The organism is Streptomyces sp. NBC_00663 (genome assembly GCF_036226885.1).
Lineage (GTDB): Bacteria > Actinomycetota > Actinomycetes > Streptomycetales > Streptomycetaceae > Streptomyces.
The window spans coordinates 199902-214370 of the sequence record NZ_CP109027.1; the positions used below are offsets into that span (position 1 = coordinate 199902).

The following is a 14469-nucleotide window of genomic DNA, read 5'->3' on the forward strand; positions in this document are numbered from 1 at the left end:
TCGCTGTCTCATGGACCCCTGCCCCACAAGGCCCGGGCTTGCAGGCGACGCCCGCTCAGCACGAGGGCGCCGACCGGTGAACGGTACGGTCACCAATAGTGGCGTCGACCGGCGACCGCGTGCCCCATGGAACCCATGGCCCAGAAGACGGCGCCGACCACGGCAAGAATGATGCCGAGAGTCCACAGGATCGATATGCCGGTGAGGAAACCGACGATAAGAAGAATGATGCCGAGCGCGATCATGATCTACCTCCTGATGTGACCTGCCGTAGCTCCCGAGTGCCCCGAAACAGCCTGGTCACGCCGACTGGCCGAACCCGCCGCTCGCTCCCTGTCCATCGGTCGGCCCGGCGGATCCGGCCGCATCACCGGCATCGACGGGTCCGATGGCGTCCCACAGGGATCGGCTATGCGTCGTCGGTGAGGGCGGTTGGGACGGCGTCCTTCACCGCGGTGTCCGCCCGGCCGACCTCCTCGGTGGCCTCGCGCAGTTCCGCTCGGGCTCGGCTCAGCTGTTCCTCCGGTTCGGCCGCGTGTGACGGCGGCCAGCAGAAATCTCCCAAGTACAGCCAGCCCGATTCCCCAGTGGGCAGTCACACTCAGTAGCCTGGGTGCTGGCTCGCCGATCTGGCGCATGGGGGATTGACGTGGCTCGTACCTGGCTGTCGATCCGGGTGGAGTTGGTCTCCGGTCACGGTGCGGACCTGTGGCCGCGTCCCGGCCGGGTGTTCGCCGCTGCTCGGTCGCACTCCTTCGCGCGGCTCGCCTCGGCCATCGATCTCGCCTTCGCGCGCTGGGACTTGGCTCACCTGCACCTGTTCACGTTGTCCGACGCCGCCCGCGTCAGCCCGCTGGACTGGTGGGACGGGGAGGCTCCGGACGGCACCGTGGACGGCCATGTGACCAAGCTGAGCAGGCTGGAGGCCGGCGAACAGTTCGCCTATGTCTTTGATATGGGCGATGCCTGGGCGCACCTGTGCACGGTGGCGGAGAAACGTATTGATCCCCTCGAGGAACTCGGCGAGGTGCCCGACCGCCCGGTTCCCTACTGGGGCTGGGGCAGCCTTCCGGTCCAGTACGCGCGCCGTTGGGACGGGGACGATGGGGAGTCGCCGATGCCGAAGCGGCCGGCCCGCGGTCTCAGCGACCTGCCTCCGATCTTGCCGTGGTGGGGCGAACACCGCCGGGGGTGTCTTCACGTTGCGTACACGAAGTGGCCGTCAGTGGGGAATCGAAGTGACCGCGAGTGGGAAAACCAACTGGCCGCTGGCACTTCGCTCTCGCCCTTTGGCGCGGCAGCACGTGCGGCCTTGATCGCACAGGCAGCCGCACCCGGCTCCTGCGCCGCGACGTGCGCGACAACTGCGGCCTGGCCGGCGGCGTAAGCGGCATGCCGCGCTGCACCCCGCAGGTCCCGAGCCGCACCCATCGCGTGACCGCCGCGCCGTCGCCGAAGCCGCGGCCAGCGCACTCCCCGCAGCCCGGCTCAAGGAGCAGTACCGGCGCACCCGGATCATCTGGCAGCACAACACCAGGCCACCCAGCGAACACGGCCCCACCCAGGTCGACAGCGCCGCCGTGCAAAGCAGGCAGGTTCGCAAACTTCTGGCGGCTCAGTCGCCGGAACCTGCGCGTTGGTGGGCGGCAGGGCGCTCTACACGGACGAGTTCAGGTGTACTCACTGCCCTGGCTGCGGACGGCAGCGGCTCAGGCCGGTTCGAGCTGAGTGCCTTGTGCTGGACAGGGAGGTCCCTTCTGCCCGTGGCTGATCCGCTCGGCGTGCAGGTGGATGGTGGCGTTGATGAAGGGCGCGGACATGGACGGGCAGTACCAGCGGCCCTCGACGAGGAGCGTGCCCTAGGCACCGTGAGAGCGCGGTCCCCAGCGACGCTCTAAGCCTGGCCTCAGGGTGATCGGAGACAATGAGCGGCAAAAAACATCGACTGGAAGGGGGCGGGCCGGCGTGCGGATCATGATCGCGGATGATGAAGCGGCCATCCGTGACTCGCTGGAGCGGGTGCTCCAGGTCGAGGGTTACGACACCAGCACCGTCGCCAACGGTCTCGCCGTGCTCGACGGGATCGTCGGGGCCGACGGCGACACGCTGGATCTGCTGATCCTCGACGTGATGATGCCCCGCCTCGGCGGGCTGGAGACCTGCCGGCGGTTGCGGGCCGCGGGCCGGGATCTGCCGGTGCTGATGCTGACCGCCCGTGACCAGGTCTCCGACCGGGTCACAGGGCTGGACGCGGGCGCCGACGACTACCTGCCCAAGCCGTTCGCCACCGAGGAGTTGCTGGCCCGGGTGCGGGCCCTGCTGCGCCGGCGCACGCAGTCCGACGACGAGTCGCAGATCCTGTCGTTCGCCGATGTCCGGCTCGATCCCGACAGGTTCGAGGCGTGGCGGGGCGGGCGGCCGCTGCGTCTGACCCGGACCGAGTTCTCCCTCTTGCAGGTCCTCATGAGCAACGCGACCCGGGTCTTGACCCGCGATGCGCTGTTCGAGGCGATCTGGGGCTTCGACATGAGCGCCACTGCCAACAACCTCCAGGTATATGTGAGTTACCTGCGCCGCAAGATGGAGGCCGAGGGTGAGCCGCGATTGATCTACACGCTGCGCGGCCTGGGTTACGTGCTGCGGGAGACTCCTCCGTGAGCAGGCCCGCCGGCCGGGAACCGCGCCGGCTGACCCGATGGTGGCGCCAACGGTCCCTGCGGAGCAGGCTGACGGTGATCGCGGCGACGGCCATCGCGCTCAGCGTGTTCGTGGCCTTCCAGGTGGCCAGCGAACTACTGGGCTGGGAGCTGCGGGACGCCGCCGAGAACCAGCTGCGCGCCGACTCCCGCGTCCTGGCGACGAACGCGGAGCGCGCCGGTCTGGCGCAGGTCCAGCTACCGCCGTATCCAGGATCCGGTCGGCTGGTGCGGGTCATCCTGCCCGACGGCTCGACCCGGACGCCGGCAGGCCAACCCGTGCTGCCCCCCGTCAGCGAGCACGCCGGGCGCGTGGCGCAGGGCGCGTCGGCCGATTTGATGGAGTCGAAGGACAGCGATGAGGACGGCTACCTCATCTACACGCTGCGGGCAGGCGACGGCGCGGTCCAGGTGGCCCAGGTCGCCGACGACAGCCCGATCAACCAGTTCGGGTTCGGCATGCTGCTGATCGGGCTGCTCTGCGTGCTCGGCGGCACCCTTGTAGGGCGGGCCGTGGCGCGGACCGGGCTGGGCCCGATCGACCGGCTGACCGCCGCCGCGGTACGTGTCGCGCACACCCGGGATCTCGACGCCGACATCCCGGATGAGGGCGGTGGGGAGATCCGGCGGCTGATCCAGTCGATCAACGACATGCTCGCCGCGCTCCGGGACTCCCGGCGGGCCCAGCGGCTGCTCGCCGAGGACGCCGCCCACGAGCTCAAGACCCCGCTCACCAGCCTGCGCCTCAACGTCGAGCTGCTGATCCGGCTCGATCGGCGCGGCACCCTGGACAGCGCATTGCCGGCGGAGAGCCGGACCCGGCTGCTCAACGATCTCGGCGCCCAGGTGGCCGAGTTGAGCACGCTTGTCGCCGAGCTGACCGACCTGGCGCGCGGTGACGTCAGCGACGAGAGCACCGAGCTGCTCGACCTCGCTGACGTGGTGGCGGCCGCCGCGGCCCGGACATGTTCCCGCGCGCCCGACGTCGAGGTCGCGCTCGACGTGACCTCTGTGTGGGTGAGCGGGCGTCCCGCTGCGCTCGAGCGGGCGGTGCTCAACCTCATCGACAACGCCGGCAAGTGGTCCCCCGCGGACCAGCCGGTCCAGGTCCGGCTCCGTGCCGAGGACGCCTCGGTGGTGCTCGAGGTCGACGACGCCGGGCCGGGCATCGACGCCGCCGACGTACCGCGGGTGTTCGACCGGTTCTACCGTGCCGACAGCGCCCGGGCGTTGCCGGGATCCGGTCTGGGGCTGTCGATCGTGCAGCGGGTCGTCGACGCCCACGGCGGCCGGGCCAGCGTCGCCCGCTCCGCACGCGGTGGCGCGCTGCTTCGGGTCGACCTTCCGGCCGCGGCCCCGCCCGCCCCGACCGCGCGGCTCACCGCCGGGGAGGACACCACGGCGTGCTGACCCGCCCGGCGGCGCGGCGCATGACGAGGGACGGCGGTCCTCGGGCATGTTCCCGTGCGGCTCACCGTCGGGGCGGGACCCGGGATGCGTCGACCCCAGCCCCGGCCGCACGGCGCAGGACCAAAGGGCGGCGCCCGTCGGGCCCATGAAAAAAATCCGGGACGGGCCTGGGCCCGTCCCGGATCTCGTCCGTGCCGCCGCGCTCACCGTTGCAGCGCGGGCTCCTCGTCTTCGGCGAGCGGCTGTTGACCGTCCGGCAGCTGCGCCGATGGACGGGACAGGCGGCTCGGCCACCAGACCCGCCGGCCGATCAGCAGGGTGAGGGCGGGCACCAGGACCGACCGCACCAGTAGCGCGTCGAGCAGCACGCCGAAGGCGACCAGGAACCCGACCTCGACCAGCATCACCAGCGGAAGTGTGGCGAGGACCGCGAACGTGGCCGCCAGGACCAGGCCTGCCGAGGTGATGACGCCACCGGTGGCCGAGAGGGCTTTGAGCATGCCCTCTCTGGTGCCGAGACGCACGGTCTCCTCCCGGGCCCGGCTGGCCAGGAAGATGTTGTAGTCGACGCCGAGCGCCACCAGGAACAGGAAGGCCAGCAGCGGCACCGAAGAGTCGATGCCCTTGAACCCGAGGATCGTGTCGAAGACGAACACGCTGCCGCCGAAGGCTGCGGCGAACGAGACGATCACGGTGGCCATCAGGACCAGCGGGGCCGCGATCGCGCGCAGCAGCAGCCCGAGGATGATCAGGACGACGGCGAGCACCAGCGGGATCACCAGCTTCTCGTCGCGCTTAGTGGTCACCTCCGTGTCGAGGTTCTCCGCACTCGGCCCGCCGACGATCGCCTCCGCCCCGCGCACCGTGTGCACCGCGGTGCGCACCCGCTTGATCGTGTCGTACTCCGCGGCGGTGTCCGGCGCGTCCTTCGGGAACACGGAGATGTTGGCCCAGCCACCGCTGGTCTGCTCCGGGATGGCCAGGGCCACCCCGGGAGTGTCCTTGACGACGTCGAGCACCCGCTCCTGGTGCGCGGGCCGCGTGAAGACCGTCATCGGCTGGCCGCCGAGCTCCGGGAAGTGCTGGCGCAGAACGGTGAACCCGGCGACCGATTCCGGCGCGGACAGGAACTGGTCCTGCTCCCGCAGGGCGCCGGTGTTGCCCATCAGCCCGAGGGCGAACACCCCGAGGACTCCGAGCGAGCCGAGCGTCGCCACCCACCGGCGGCGGCTGATGGCGGCGCCGAGCCGTCCCCACAACCCCGGCTTCTCCTCCACGGCCGTGCTGAACCGCGGGATGGCCGGCCAGAAGATCCGCCTGCCGAGCACCACGAGCACTGCCGGGAACAGCGTCAGCATGGCCACCAGCGCGCACACGATGCCGGCCGCACCGATCGGGCCCAGCCCGCTGGTGCTGTTCAGGTCCGCGACGAGCAGGCAGAGCAGGCCGGCCACCACGGTGGCCGCGGACGCGACGATGGCCGGCGCCGCGCCGCGTAGCGCGTGGACCATCGCGACCCGGACGTTCTCATGGTGGTGCAGTGCCTCGCGATATCGAGCGATGAGCAACAGCGCGTAGTCCGTGCCGACGCCGAACACCAGGATCGTCAGCAGCGCCGAGTTCTGGTCGTTGACCACGATGCCGAAGCCCTTGACGAGCAGGTAGACGGTCGCCATCGCGGTCAGTGCGGCCGCGCCCACGGCCAGCAGCGGGATGATCCACAGCACCGGGCTGCGGTAGGTGAGGATGAGCAGGAGCGTGACGACGACGATGGTGGTGAGGAGGACCTGCACGTCGATGCCGTCGAAGACGGCGTCCATGTCGCCGTCGATCGCGCCCGGGCCGGTCACGTCGAGTTCCAGGCCCGAGGGACGGTCCTTCGCGGCGTCACGCAACGGGCCGACGATGTCCTCCGGTGCGCCGTAGGCCGTGCTCACCTCAAGGGTGAACATCATCGCCTTGCGGTCGGTGGAGGGGCTCAGCGGTGAGCCATCGTCGTCCTCGCCGACCGCCGCCGTCGGGGGGTACCGCTTGGCAAGGGTGTTGTAGTGGCGCTCGACCGTCGCGCGGTCGGCGTCGGTCATGCCGTCGGCGCGGTGGTACACGAAGACGAACGTGTTGCTGTCACCACCGGGGAGACGGTCGTCCAGAACCGCCACCTTGGTGGACTCGGCGCTGGCCGGCAGGGTGTCCACGGCGCTGTCGGTGGTGACCGAGCTCAACTTTCCGCTCAGCGGCACCATGCCCGCCGCCAGCACCAGCCATAAGCCGATCACCAACCAGGGCACCCACCGGCCTGCCAACCGACCGGCCGGCGCTCCCCCGGACGGCGCTGCGTTGACTGCCATCACTAGCCTCCTACATACGCGTTGCATCGCTTGTCTGGATGCCGACTTCCTACTGAGCGAACCTGAGACGACTGTTAATGCGGTGCTCAGGCCGGGTGGCCGGACCGTGTGTTCAGCGCAGGCACCAGCGTGGTGGCGTCGAGGTCCCGCCCGGTGGGCTAGGCCCAGGCGACGAGGCCGTCGGGCCGAATGAGCAACGCGTCGATGTCCACCCGGTCCGTGCGGGCGGTTTACGGCGTTGACCTGTCCGGTCCACGCGGCCGCGGCATCGCGGGCAATCCGGGCGGCCGACGAGGTCCAGCAGGAGCCCACGACCCTCACGCAACATGTCCGCCGACCAGGTCACCGCGGTGACGATGTCCGGGGCGCGCCGCTCCAGCGTCAACTCATGTCCGGGCACAGGGTGCCGTCGAACCGGTGGGTCGTCGCCCAGGGCGTACCGGACGTCCATGCCGACGGCGTATTGGTGGGCGTCGTCGAGGAACGTCAGGTCGGAGAACATCTCCCACAGCGCCCTCGTCTGCGGGCCGAGTCGCATCAGGGCTCCTGTCGGGCTGGTCAGGCGGATCCGCAGCGACCGGGTGATGCAGCTGTCGACAGGTCCGCGCCGGACAGGAACGTGCAGGTCAGGTCCGTGCCGATCAGGTCCGTGCGGATCAGGGTCGCGCGGGTCAGGATCGCGCCGGACAGGTCCGCGTCGATCACGGTCGCGCAAGCTTGAATGATTGAGCGCTTTCAGCGTTGCCGCTCCAGGGTGAGGACGGCAGCAGCGATTGACGTCATTCGATTCGGGCTGCACCGGGATCTGCGGAAGATGCGCCAGGACTTCAGGCGTGCGACGCCGCGTTCAACTGGCGCCCGGGCCGCGGACAGCGCGCGGTTGACGTTTTGCTGGGTCGTTGTGAGCTCTCGGCCCGGCGGGCGTCTGAGGGGTGTCGTCACCCATAGGCCGCCTCCCCTTGTAGGCCCGGTCGGCGAGGACTGGGACGCCCTGGCGTTCACAGATCCGGATGATGCGGTGGGTGCGTGCCGCCGTCAGGTCGTGGGCGCAGCCGGGCAGCGCGGGTGAGATCCACAGCAGCCGACCGTCCGGATCGGTTACCAGCTGCACTTTCACGCCGTGCCGTTTGTGCTTGTGGGAGTAGTCGGCCTGCCTGTCGCCGACCCGGTCGCACTGCGCGAGGGTGCCGTCCAGCAGGACATGGTCGGGGTCAGCTTCGCGCAGGGCACGCAGCAGGCCGGGGCGCGGCCGGCGAGCAGCTCGCTGACGGCGGCGGTGTAGGCGTGGGCGGTGCCGACGGAGATGCCGAAGCCTGCCGCGAGTTGGGCGAGGGTGTCGTGGCGTCGCAGGTACACCAGGCCGACCAGCGCACGCTGGTGCGGCGGAAGTTTGCACCGTCGGCCACCCTCGCGAGTGACGATGAGCATGGTTACCCACTCGACGAGGGCGTGCGGCAGGTCGAGTGCAGAATACGGAACCAACGCGGCTCCTGTGCCTGCGGGTTGGGACTTCGAACACCTCCCCCATCGGCACGGGAGCCTCGTGCGTTGCGCACCCTGTCGGCGTCACCCGATCAGTGGCCCTGCTGAAACGCTCACTGGGTGCTCTGGTCCTCCCGCCGAAACGGTCGAAACCTGACAGAGGCGCACATGCCCCACGCCTCCGAATTCCGGACCGAGACGTATTTGCGTTAGGGCGCACTCCAACTCCTAGGTTCCGCAGCATGCGATACATCAATCTCGGAACGACCGGACTGGAAGTCTCCGCCCTCACCCTCGGCTGCATGAGCTTCGGCGAGCCGAACCGGGGCGGTGAGCCCTGGTCGCTGGGCGCCGACGCCAGCCGGGACATCATCAAGCAGGCCCTTGAGAGCGGCGTCAACTTCCTCGACACGGCCAATGGCTACAGCGCCGGAAGCAGCGAGGAGATCGTCGGTCAGGCGGTCAAGGACTTCACCCGGCGCGAGGAGGTCGTTCTCTCCACCAAGGTCTGGATGCGGATGCGCCCCGGCCCGAACGGGGCCGGGCTGTCCCGCAAGGCGATCTTCGCCGAGCTCGACGCCTCCCTGAAGCGACTGGGGACCGACTACATCGACCTGTACCAGATCCACCGCTGGGACTACGACACTCCGATCGAGGAAACCCTCGAGGCGCTGCACGACGCGGTCAAGTCCGGGAAGGTCCGCTACATCGGCGCCTCTTCCATGTACGCCTGGCAGTTCGCCAAGGCCCTGTACCTGGCTGACCTGAACGGCTGGACCCGGTTCGTGTCGATGCAGGACCACTACAACCTCATCCACCGGGAAGCAGAGCGGGAGATGCTCCCGCTCTGCGCCGACCAGGGCATCGGCGTGATCCCGTGGAGCCCGCTGGCGCGGGGCAGGCTGACGCGGGTCCGGGACGCTGCCACGGCGCGTGCCGCAACAGACCCGGGCGGAAAGATCCTCTACCGGGACGGGGACCAGGCGGTGGCCGAGCGCGTCCACGAGATCGCGAGCAAGCGAGGTCTGTCCCCGGCCCAGGTCGCCCTGGCCTGGGTCATGCGCAACCCGGCGGTGACCTCGCCCGTCGTCGGGGTCACCAAGCCGGCCCAACTGACCGACGCGGTCGCCGCGGTGGACGTCGAACTCGACGACGACGAGGCCGCCTACCTGGAGGAGCCCTACCAGCCGCACGAGGCCGCCTACCTGGAGGAGTCCTTCTACAAGCAACAGCCTGCGGCGGGCTCCCGGTAGTCCGGACTACCGCCAGGCCTTCCACGGGTCCTTGGCCCCGGCCTTCACAGCCCTGTGGCCGGCCCGGCGGTGCTTGCGGGCGGCCGCGCGCAACTGCATGATCTGAGCACTGCCCGCCAGCGCGGTGAGCACGGCGGAACCCGGCGTCGGCCGTCACGGTCACGCAGACGCAGACGCACACGCAGACAGGGCGTGATCTGGAAGTTCCGGTCCGGCAGGAACGGGCCGATCAACTCCCACTCATTGTCCGTGAGTTCTCTACGCGCCATCCCAGACGCCTACCAGCCCATGTCCTTGGCCACCTCTTCCTGGGCTGCGGCGATCTCCGGCGCGGTGGAATCCGTGATGTCTACATCGCATGCCCACTCGAACCGGGACAGCAGGTCTGCGAGCGCCTGCTTCTGAGCCGGGTGCGTGATCGGTACGGCGTTCAGGTCGGTGCTCATCAGCCAGTCGAACAGCACGATGGCATCGGCGCGCCACAGCCGCACGTTGACAGTTGGCACGGATTCCCACGATTCATCGGCATTCATGAGCGCATCGTGCCAGGTGGCATCTCACCCGTTGATCACGACTTCAGACAGGCCCCAGATCGGCCCTAGATCATGCCTCCGGCGGCGTTGATGGTCTGGCCGGTGATCCAGCGGGCGGCGTCGGAGGCGAGGAAGGTGACGATGTCGGCGATGTCGGCTGGTTCGCCGATGCGGCCCAGGGGTGTGCGGGTCCTGGCGTCGTCGATGACGTGGGTGGGCACGGTGGTGAGGACGTCGGTTCGGGTGAGGCCGGGCAGGACGCTGTTGACCGTGACCGATCTGGAGGCCACCTCCCAGGCCAGGGTGCGGGCGAGCTGGTCGCCGGCGGCCTTGCTGGCGGCCAGCAGGGCCATGCCGGGCAGTGGGGACACGGTGAGTGCGGAAGAGATCAGGATGATGCGGCCGTGGTCGCGGATGCGCTGGGCGGCTTCGCGCAGTGCCATGAACGTGGCCCGGACGTTGGCATGCAGGTACTGGTCGAAGTCGTCATCGGTGGCGCGCGCCAGCGGCCCGGAGGTCGCTGTGCTGGCGTTGTTCACCCACACATCCACCTGGCCGTAGTGATTCTCGGCCTCGTCGAAGAGTTCCTTGACTGCCTCGGGGCGGGCGATGTCGGTACGCACTGCGGTGGCCTGCCCGCCCGCGTCCTTGATCAGGTTCACGGCCCGCGCAGCTGTCACCTGGTCGCGGGAGCCGATGACGACACGCATCCCCTGCGCGGCGAACCGGTTGCTGATCGCCTGCCCGATGCCGCGTGATCCGCCGGTGATGACCGCGACCCGATCCTCGGTACGCATGACCCCTCCAATTAGTCGACACTATCGATAGTCCATAGCATCGACTAATTGGTGGAGGGTGTCAACTGTCCAGGCACTAGACTGCCTGGCATGGCCGCCGCATCTGATGACGCACTCGTCGAGACACTGATCGGCGTCTTCATGGAGATCGACGGCCTGTTCAGCACGGCAAGCCGCCAGCTAGGACTTACCCCCCAGCAAGCACAGCTGCTGTGTTTCGCCCAGCATTCGCAGCCCTCCTTCGGCGAGCTCGCGACCCTGCTGCACTGCGACAAAACCAACATCACCGGCCTGGTCGACCGGCTTCAGCGACGCGACCTGATCACCCGTCAACCCGACCCCCACGACCGCCGGATCACCCGCGTCCACCTCACCCCCCAAGGCGAAGCCCTCACCGGCCAGTTCCAACAGGCCATCAACACCACCCTGACCACCCGCTTCAGCTCCTGGCCTCCCACCCAACGCGACAGCCTCGTCCACCTCCTCCGATCCGCCACCACGGCACTACGCCCCTGAACTCAGCAGCCGCCTTAAGCCCCGACACGCCCGCCACGTGCCGCCGTCGGAGCGGTCAGGGGCTTGTCTCTCCGGCAATGCCGTCACAGCGCTTGCCTCGCGTGCGTCGCGTCCGGATCAGCTGGAGGACCTGCCTGACCGTTGGTCTGGGTGTGCTGTTGGCCGACGCGCAGTGGGCGCGGATCGAGCGTTGCTCCCGGATCGACCGCCACGCCACCGTCACGCCGCGAAGCGATCTCGTCTGCCCTGACGACTGACCCGGTGGTCTCGGCAGCCATCCCCTGGGAGCGTCGGGTGGCGGATCAACGCCGCTACTACTCGGCCGGGACCCTGGAGGCTGCGCGTGTCAGCGAACTGAAGCCTGGGCATGGTGTGGTCCGTGCACGCCTCCGCGTGGGAGGCCCGCCTCGCCGTCGCCCGCGACTACGCGAACGTGCACCAGCACCTGTTGCCGGGCAACTCCGTCGGCGCACCGAGTGACGGAACGATTATTCCTGATTCGGCCATCTTCGCGCCGACCAGACCGCTCAACTGCCGTGGCCTTTCTTCCGCTGAAATCGGAGCACCCAGACAGAGCAGGCAGCAATGACTACTCCCATGGCGAGCGGAATCGCACCGGCGGCGGGCTTGCCGTGGCTCAGAGCAGAGACTCCCAGCACGATGAGGAGAACGGCCACAACCGCCGCAATGAGTGTCAGTTTTTCGACCATGTGGACCTCCACGTCGGGGATCCTTGCGGATCCCCGACTCGCTCATGGTGTCTTGGTTACAGCGCAGCTTCGGTTCCGGCAGCCGCTGCCGCTCCGAGTCCCATGGACAGCACCGTGCAGCCTGTGATGCCAGCGCCGATGGAAGTGCCGAGCGTGGGGACGGCGCCGGCTACAGCTGCCGCTCCGCAGACCGCCTCGGTGCCGATTCCCACGAGGATGCCGACCTTGGAGGCGTAGGCCCCCTGCTCGTCACCACTCATGATCTTCTGTGTCAGGGAAGCCCACTCGAGGGCTCCTGATACGTCAGGGAAGCTGAAGAGTCCGGTGGGGTCGCTGTTGTTGAGGGGGTCGCCGTACGCGTACAGGTACGCATTCTGTTCCTGCCCGGAGGGGTCGGGCTGGGTGAAGCGGCCGAGCTGGGGGTCGTAGGAGCGGGCGCCCATCTTGTACATGCCGGTCGGGTCGAGGTAGGCGCCGCTGTAACGGAACGGCTGCGGGACCGCCTCGGTAGTGGTCCCTCGAGGCAGACCCGTCCGGCCGTAGGCGTACGTGTGGGTGCGCTTGCCCGCATCATCGACCAGCCCCAGCACGTTGCCGGTGGCGTCGGTGAGGTAGTAGTAGGACTTCCCCCCCAGATGTCATGGAATTCAACGTGCCCGCCGGTTCGCGGATGAATCCGGTGGCGACGCCGTTGGTGGCCGTGGACGCCAGGCCGAGGGCGTTCAGGCAGGATCTCGGGGGTGACGGCGGTGAAGTCCACGGTTGCGGCCGGCGCTTGGGCCAGCCGGGCCGCCGCCCATTCCTTGGCAACCGGCGGGTCGGCCAGGCCAGCGTGGAGGATCTGCTCGACCTCATGTCGCACCGCTTCCGTCAACAGCAGCCCGGCCTGCTGTGCGAGCTCGGCCGTCTCCCGCGCCAGCAGGGTGATCATCTGGTACTGCGGCGGCTCGCCTCACTCAGCTGCCCGGCATCCAGCGTCCGATGCGCCTGACGCAGCGTCTCCCCCAGCTCCAGCAGCCGCCCCACCTCCGCAGGGCGCTGGCGTACGAACAGATTCGAGCCGGGCGCCGGGGTGGCGAGCGCCCACTGCTCGGCCACCAGCCGGTCGAGTTCCTCGCTCGCCTCGCGCAGGTCGTCGAACACGCGCGTCGGATCGAACACGGGACGCTCGCCTCGGGCATGGCAGCGCCGAATAGAACAAGCAAGCAAGCGTGCTTGCATAATTGTGGCCGTTGGGTGCACGACCCGGGGCGAGGGCTGCGCGGACCCTGTGTGCTCAATAGACTCGGCGATCGCGCCCGTCGCGGCGCACACTCGCATATCGGGGGACGAACGATGAGCAACTGGAACCCGGGCGGACAGCCGCCCCAGGGGCCGCAGCCCTACCAGCCGCAACCACCTCAGCCTTATCCGCCCCAGCCCTACGTGCCGCCACAGCCCCAGCCGCCCTACCCGGGGCCGCCGGTGCCGCCGCCGGGCGGGCCGATCACCCGGCTGCGGCGGCGGATCGGCCCCATCCACACCGCGCGCAGGGTCTTCACCCCGTCACGGCCGGGCATCGTCTCGGATCCTGAGGTGGCGCGGATGCGGAAGATCAGGACCCTGGTCGGCGTGGGCGCGTTCCTGTGGATGTCCTACGCCTACAAGCTCGCCCCCAAGCTCAGCGATGCGGCGGACGAGCAGGTCGACAAGTCGTGGACCAGCGCCCTCGTGCTGGCGGCGACCCTCCCGGTCGTCGTCGGCGTCCTGTATGGACTGGCCGCTCCGGCGGCGCGACGGGACCTGCTGCGCCGGGCGGGGCGGTGCTTCGGCGCGATCGTGGCCATGATGGCGGCGGCCTCCGTCTTCCCGATCATGGTGCTCTCAGGGTTCTTCGAGGGCCAGGAACCCCTCGTGGAGGGCCACTTCACCGTGACGAAAGGCCTCATCCTCGCGTTCACCCTCTTCGTCCTCTTCTGGGTGACGCCGTTCGTTGTCTGGGGCGTGGGACTCGCCGTCCAGCACGTGTTCCGCACCGCGGACATCCACGAGACGGTGCCGCCGCTGCTGATCATGGCGTTGGCGTGGGAGATGGCACTGATCGACATGTTCACCGGCGCCCACGAGGGCGTGCCGACTGTGATCCGGTACGTGTTCATCCTGGGCGCCCCGCTCTCCGTCACGGCAGTGGGCCTGTGGGAGCTGCACCGGCTGCGCGTGCACTACGGGCTGGGGATGCAAGGACTGCTGATGCGCTAGGAACGGCGCCTCGCAGGACGTACCAGTGATCTGGTTTTGAGGTCGTGGGTCGCCACATGAGGCGTCCCCTCTTTCAGATTGCGGCGTGCTGCTGCGGCGGTTAGCGCGCTCGCGCTGTGCTGCGTGGATGGGCGATACCCGGCTGGAACCTGTCGTGTTGTCGGAGGCCGAGCGGCTGACGCTGGAGAGCTGGGCCAAGCGCCGCTCGACCGCCCAGGGACTGGCCGATCGCGCACGCACCGTGCTGGCGTGCGCGAACGGCTGGAACAACGCCGTGATCGCCGCGCGACTCGGTGTCGGCAGAGATACCGTGCGCCGCTGGCGCACACGGTTCCTTGCTCGGCGACTGGACGGACTCGCCGACGAGCCGCGGCCCGGGGTGCCGCGGTGATGGGGCTCGTTGAAAACGGTTCTGTCCGCAGTTCCGTGAGGGGCGGTTCTTGAGGGAGCCGTCCGCTAGGTCATCATGAGCCGGTTGGATACTTG

13 protein-coding genes and 5 pseudogenes are annotated in these 14469 nt (G+C 69.0%); 7 read left to right on the forward strand and 11 right to left on the reverse strand.

All coding sequences use genetic code 11. The annotated features are described in order from the left end of the window. Window positions 1-89: 89 nt before the first annotated feature. On the reverse strand, window positions 90-245 hold the full coding sequence (locus OG866_RS00865; protein ID WP_329331321.1) for a DUF6131 family protein: 156 nt from the start codon (window positions 243-245) through the stop codon (window positions 90-92). A gap of 482 nt (window positions 246-727) precedes the next feature. On the opposite strand from OG866_RS00865, the pseudogene OG866_RS00870 reads away from it, so the two are divergent. Further along, window positions 728-982: pseudogene (locus OG866_RS00870) on the forward strand (IS1096 element passenger TnpR family protein); the annotation flags it as partial. A gap of 293 nt (window positions 983-1275) precedes the next feature. On the opposite strand, the pseudogene OG866_RS00875 reads toward OG866_RS00870, so the two are convergent. Continuing rightward, window positions 1276-1452 (reverse strand): annotated as a pseudogene (locus tag OG866_RS00875) (putative immunity protein); the annotation flags it as partial. A gap of 513 nt (window positions 1453-1965) precedes the next feature. On the opposite strand from OG866_RS00875, the gene OG866_RS00880 reads away from it, so the two are divergent. Continuing rightward, window positions 1966-2658: a response regulator transcription factor gene (locus OG866_RS00880; RefSeq protein ID WP_329331322.1), complete on the forward strand. Its 693-nt coding sequence runs from the start codon at window positions 1966-1968 to the stop codon at window positions 2656-2658. Next, entirely contained in the window at window positions 2655-4106 is a 1452-nt protein-coding gene (locus OG866_RS00885; RefSeq protein WP_329331323.1) for a sensor histidine kinase, read from the forward strand. The genes OG866_RS00880 and OG866_RS00885 overlap by 4 nt, the downstream gene beginning before the upstream one ends. Before the next feature lie 203 nt (window positions 4107-4309). Here OG866_RS00885 and OG866_RS00890 read toward each other — a convergent pair whose 3' ends face one another. The 3 genes and pseudogenes from OG866_RS00890 to OG866_RS00900 form a co-directional block, all read right to left on the reverse strand. Beyond that, window positions 4310-6454 (reverse strand): MMPL family transporter, encoded by a 2145-nt coding sequence (locus OG866_RS00890; RefSeq protein ID WP_329331324.1) that lies wholly within the window; start codon window positions 6452-6454, stop codon window positions 4310-4312. A gap of 558 nt (window positions 6455-7012) precedes the next feature. Beyond that, a complete protein-coding gene (locus tag OG866_RS00895) occupies window positions 7013-7159 on the reverse strand; it encodes a pentapeptide repeat-containing protein (RefSeq protein ID WP_329331325.1) in 147 nt (48 codons plus the stop codon). 30 nt (window positions 7160-7189) lie between these two features. After that, window positions 7190-7936 (reverse strand): annotated as a pseudogene (locus OG866_RS00900) (transposase). A 242-nt stretch (window positions 7937-8178) separates the two neighbouring features. Here OG866_RS00900 and OG866_RS00905 point away from each other — a divergent pair. Continuing rightward, window positions 8179-9189 (forward strand): aldo/keto reductase, encoded by a 1011-nt coding sequence (locus tag OG866_RS00905; protein WP_329331326.1) that lies wholly within the window; start codon window positions 8179-8181, stop codon window positions 9187-9189. Window positions 9190-9195: 6 nt separating this feature from the next. Here the strand turns inward: OG866_RS00905 and OG866_RS00910 are convergent, their stop codons facing one another. The 3 genes from OG866_RS00910 to OG866_RS00920 form a co-directional block, all read right to left on the reverse strand. Next, window positions 9196-9321, reverse strand: a complete 126-nt coding sequence (locus OG866_RS00910) for a hypothetical protein (RefSeq protein WP_329331327.1) — start codon at window positions 9319-9321, stop codon at window positions 9196-9198. A gap of 146 nt (window positions 9322-9467) precedes the next feature. Next, entirely contained in the window at window positions 9468-9722 is a 255-nt protein-coding gene (locus tag OG866_RS00915; protein ID WP_190904303.1) for a hypothetical protein, read from the reverse strand. A 65-nt stretch (window positions 9723-9787) separates the two neighbouring features. Further along, window positions 9788-10519: an SDR family NAD(P)-dependent oxidoreductase gene (locus OG866_RS00920; RefSeq protein ID WP_329331328.1), complete on the reverse strand. Its 732-nt coding sequence runs from the start codon at window positions 10517-10519 to the stop codon at window positions 9788-9790. A gap of 90 nt (window positions 10520-10609) precedes the next feature. On the opposite strand from OG866_RS00920, the gene OG866_RS00925 reads away from it, so the two are divergent. Further along, on the forward strand, window positions 10610-11035 hold the full coding sequence (locus OG866_RS00925; protein WP_329331329.1) for a MarR family winged helix-turn-helix transcriptional regulator: 426 nt from the start codon (window positions 10610-10612) through the stop codon (window positions 11033-11035). Window positions 11036-11562: 527 nt separating this feature from the next. Here the strand turns inward: OG866_RS00925 and OG866_RS00930 are convergent. From OG866_RS00930 to OG866_RS00940, 3 genes and pseudogenes are all read right to left on the reverse strand, one after another. Then, entirely contained in the window at window positions 11563-11757 is a 195-nt protein-coding gene (locus OG866_RS00930; protein ID WP_329331330.1) for a hypothetical protein, read from the reverse strand. Between the two features lie 44 nt (window positions 11758-11801). Beyond that, window positions 11802-12335, reverse strand: coding sequence for an RHS repeat-associated core domain-containing protein (locus OG866_RS00935; protein WP_443063481.1), 534 nt, complete (start codon window positions 12333-12335; stop codon window positions 11802-11804). A gap of 469 nt (window positions 12336-12804) precedes the next feature. Further along, window positions 12805-12906, reverse strand: a pseudogene (locus OG866_RS00940) (wyosine base formation domain-containing protein); the annotation flags it as partial. 174 nt (window positions 12907-13080) lie between these two features. Here OG866_RS00940 and OG866_RS00945 point away from each other — a divergent pair. After that, window positions 13081-13983, forward strand: a complete 903-nt coding sequence (locus OG866_RS00945; protein ID WP_329331331.1) for a hypothetical protein — start codon at window positions 13081-13083, stop codon at window positions 13981-13983. Between the two features lie 127 nt (window positions 13984-14110). Next, a pseudogene (locus OG866_RS00950) lies at window positions 14111-14371 on the forward strand (helix-turn-helix domain-containing protein); the annotation flags it as partial. Window positions 14372-14469 lie beyond the last annotated feature (98 nt).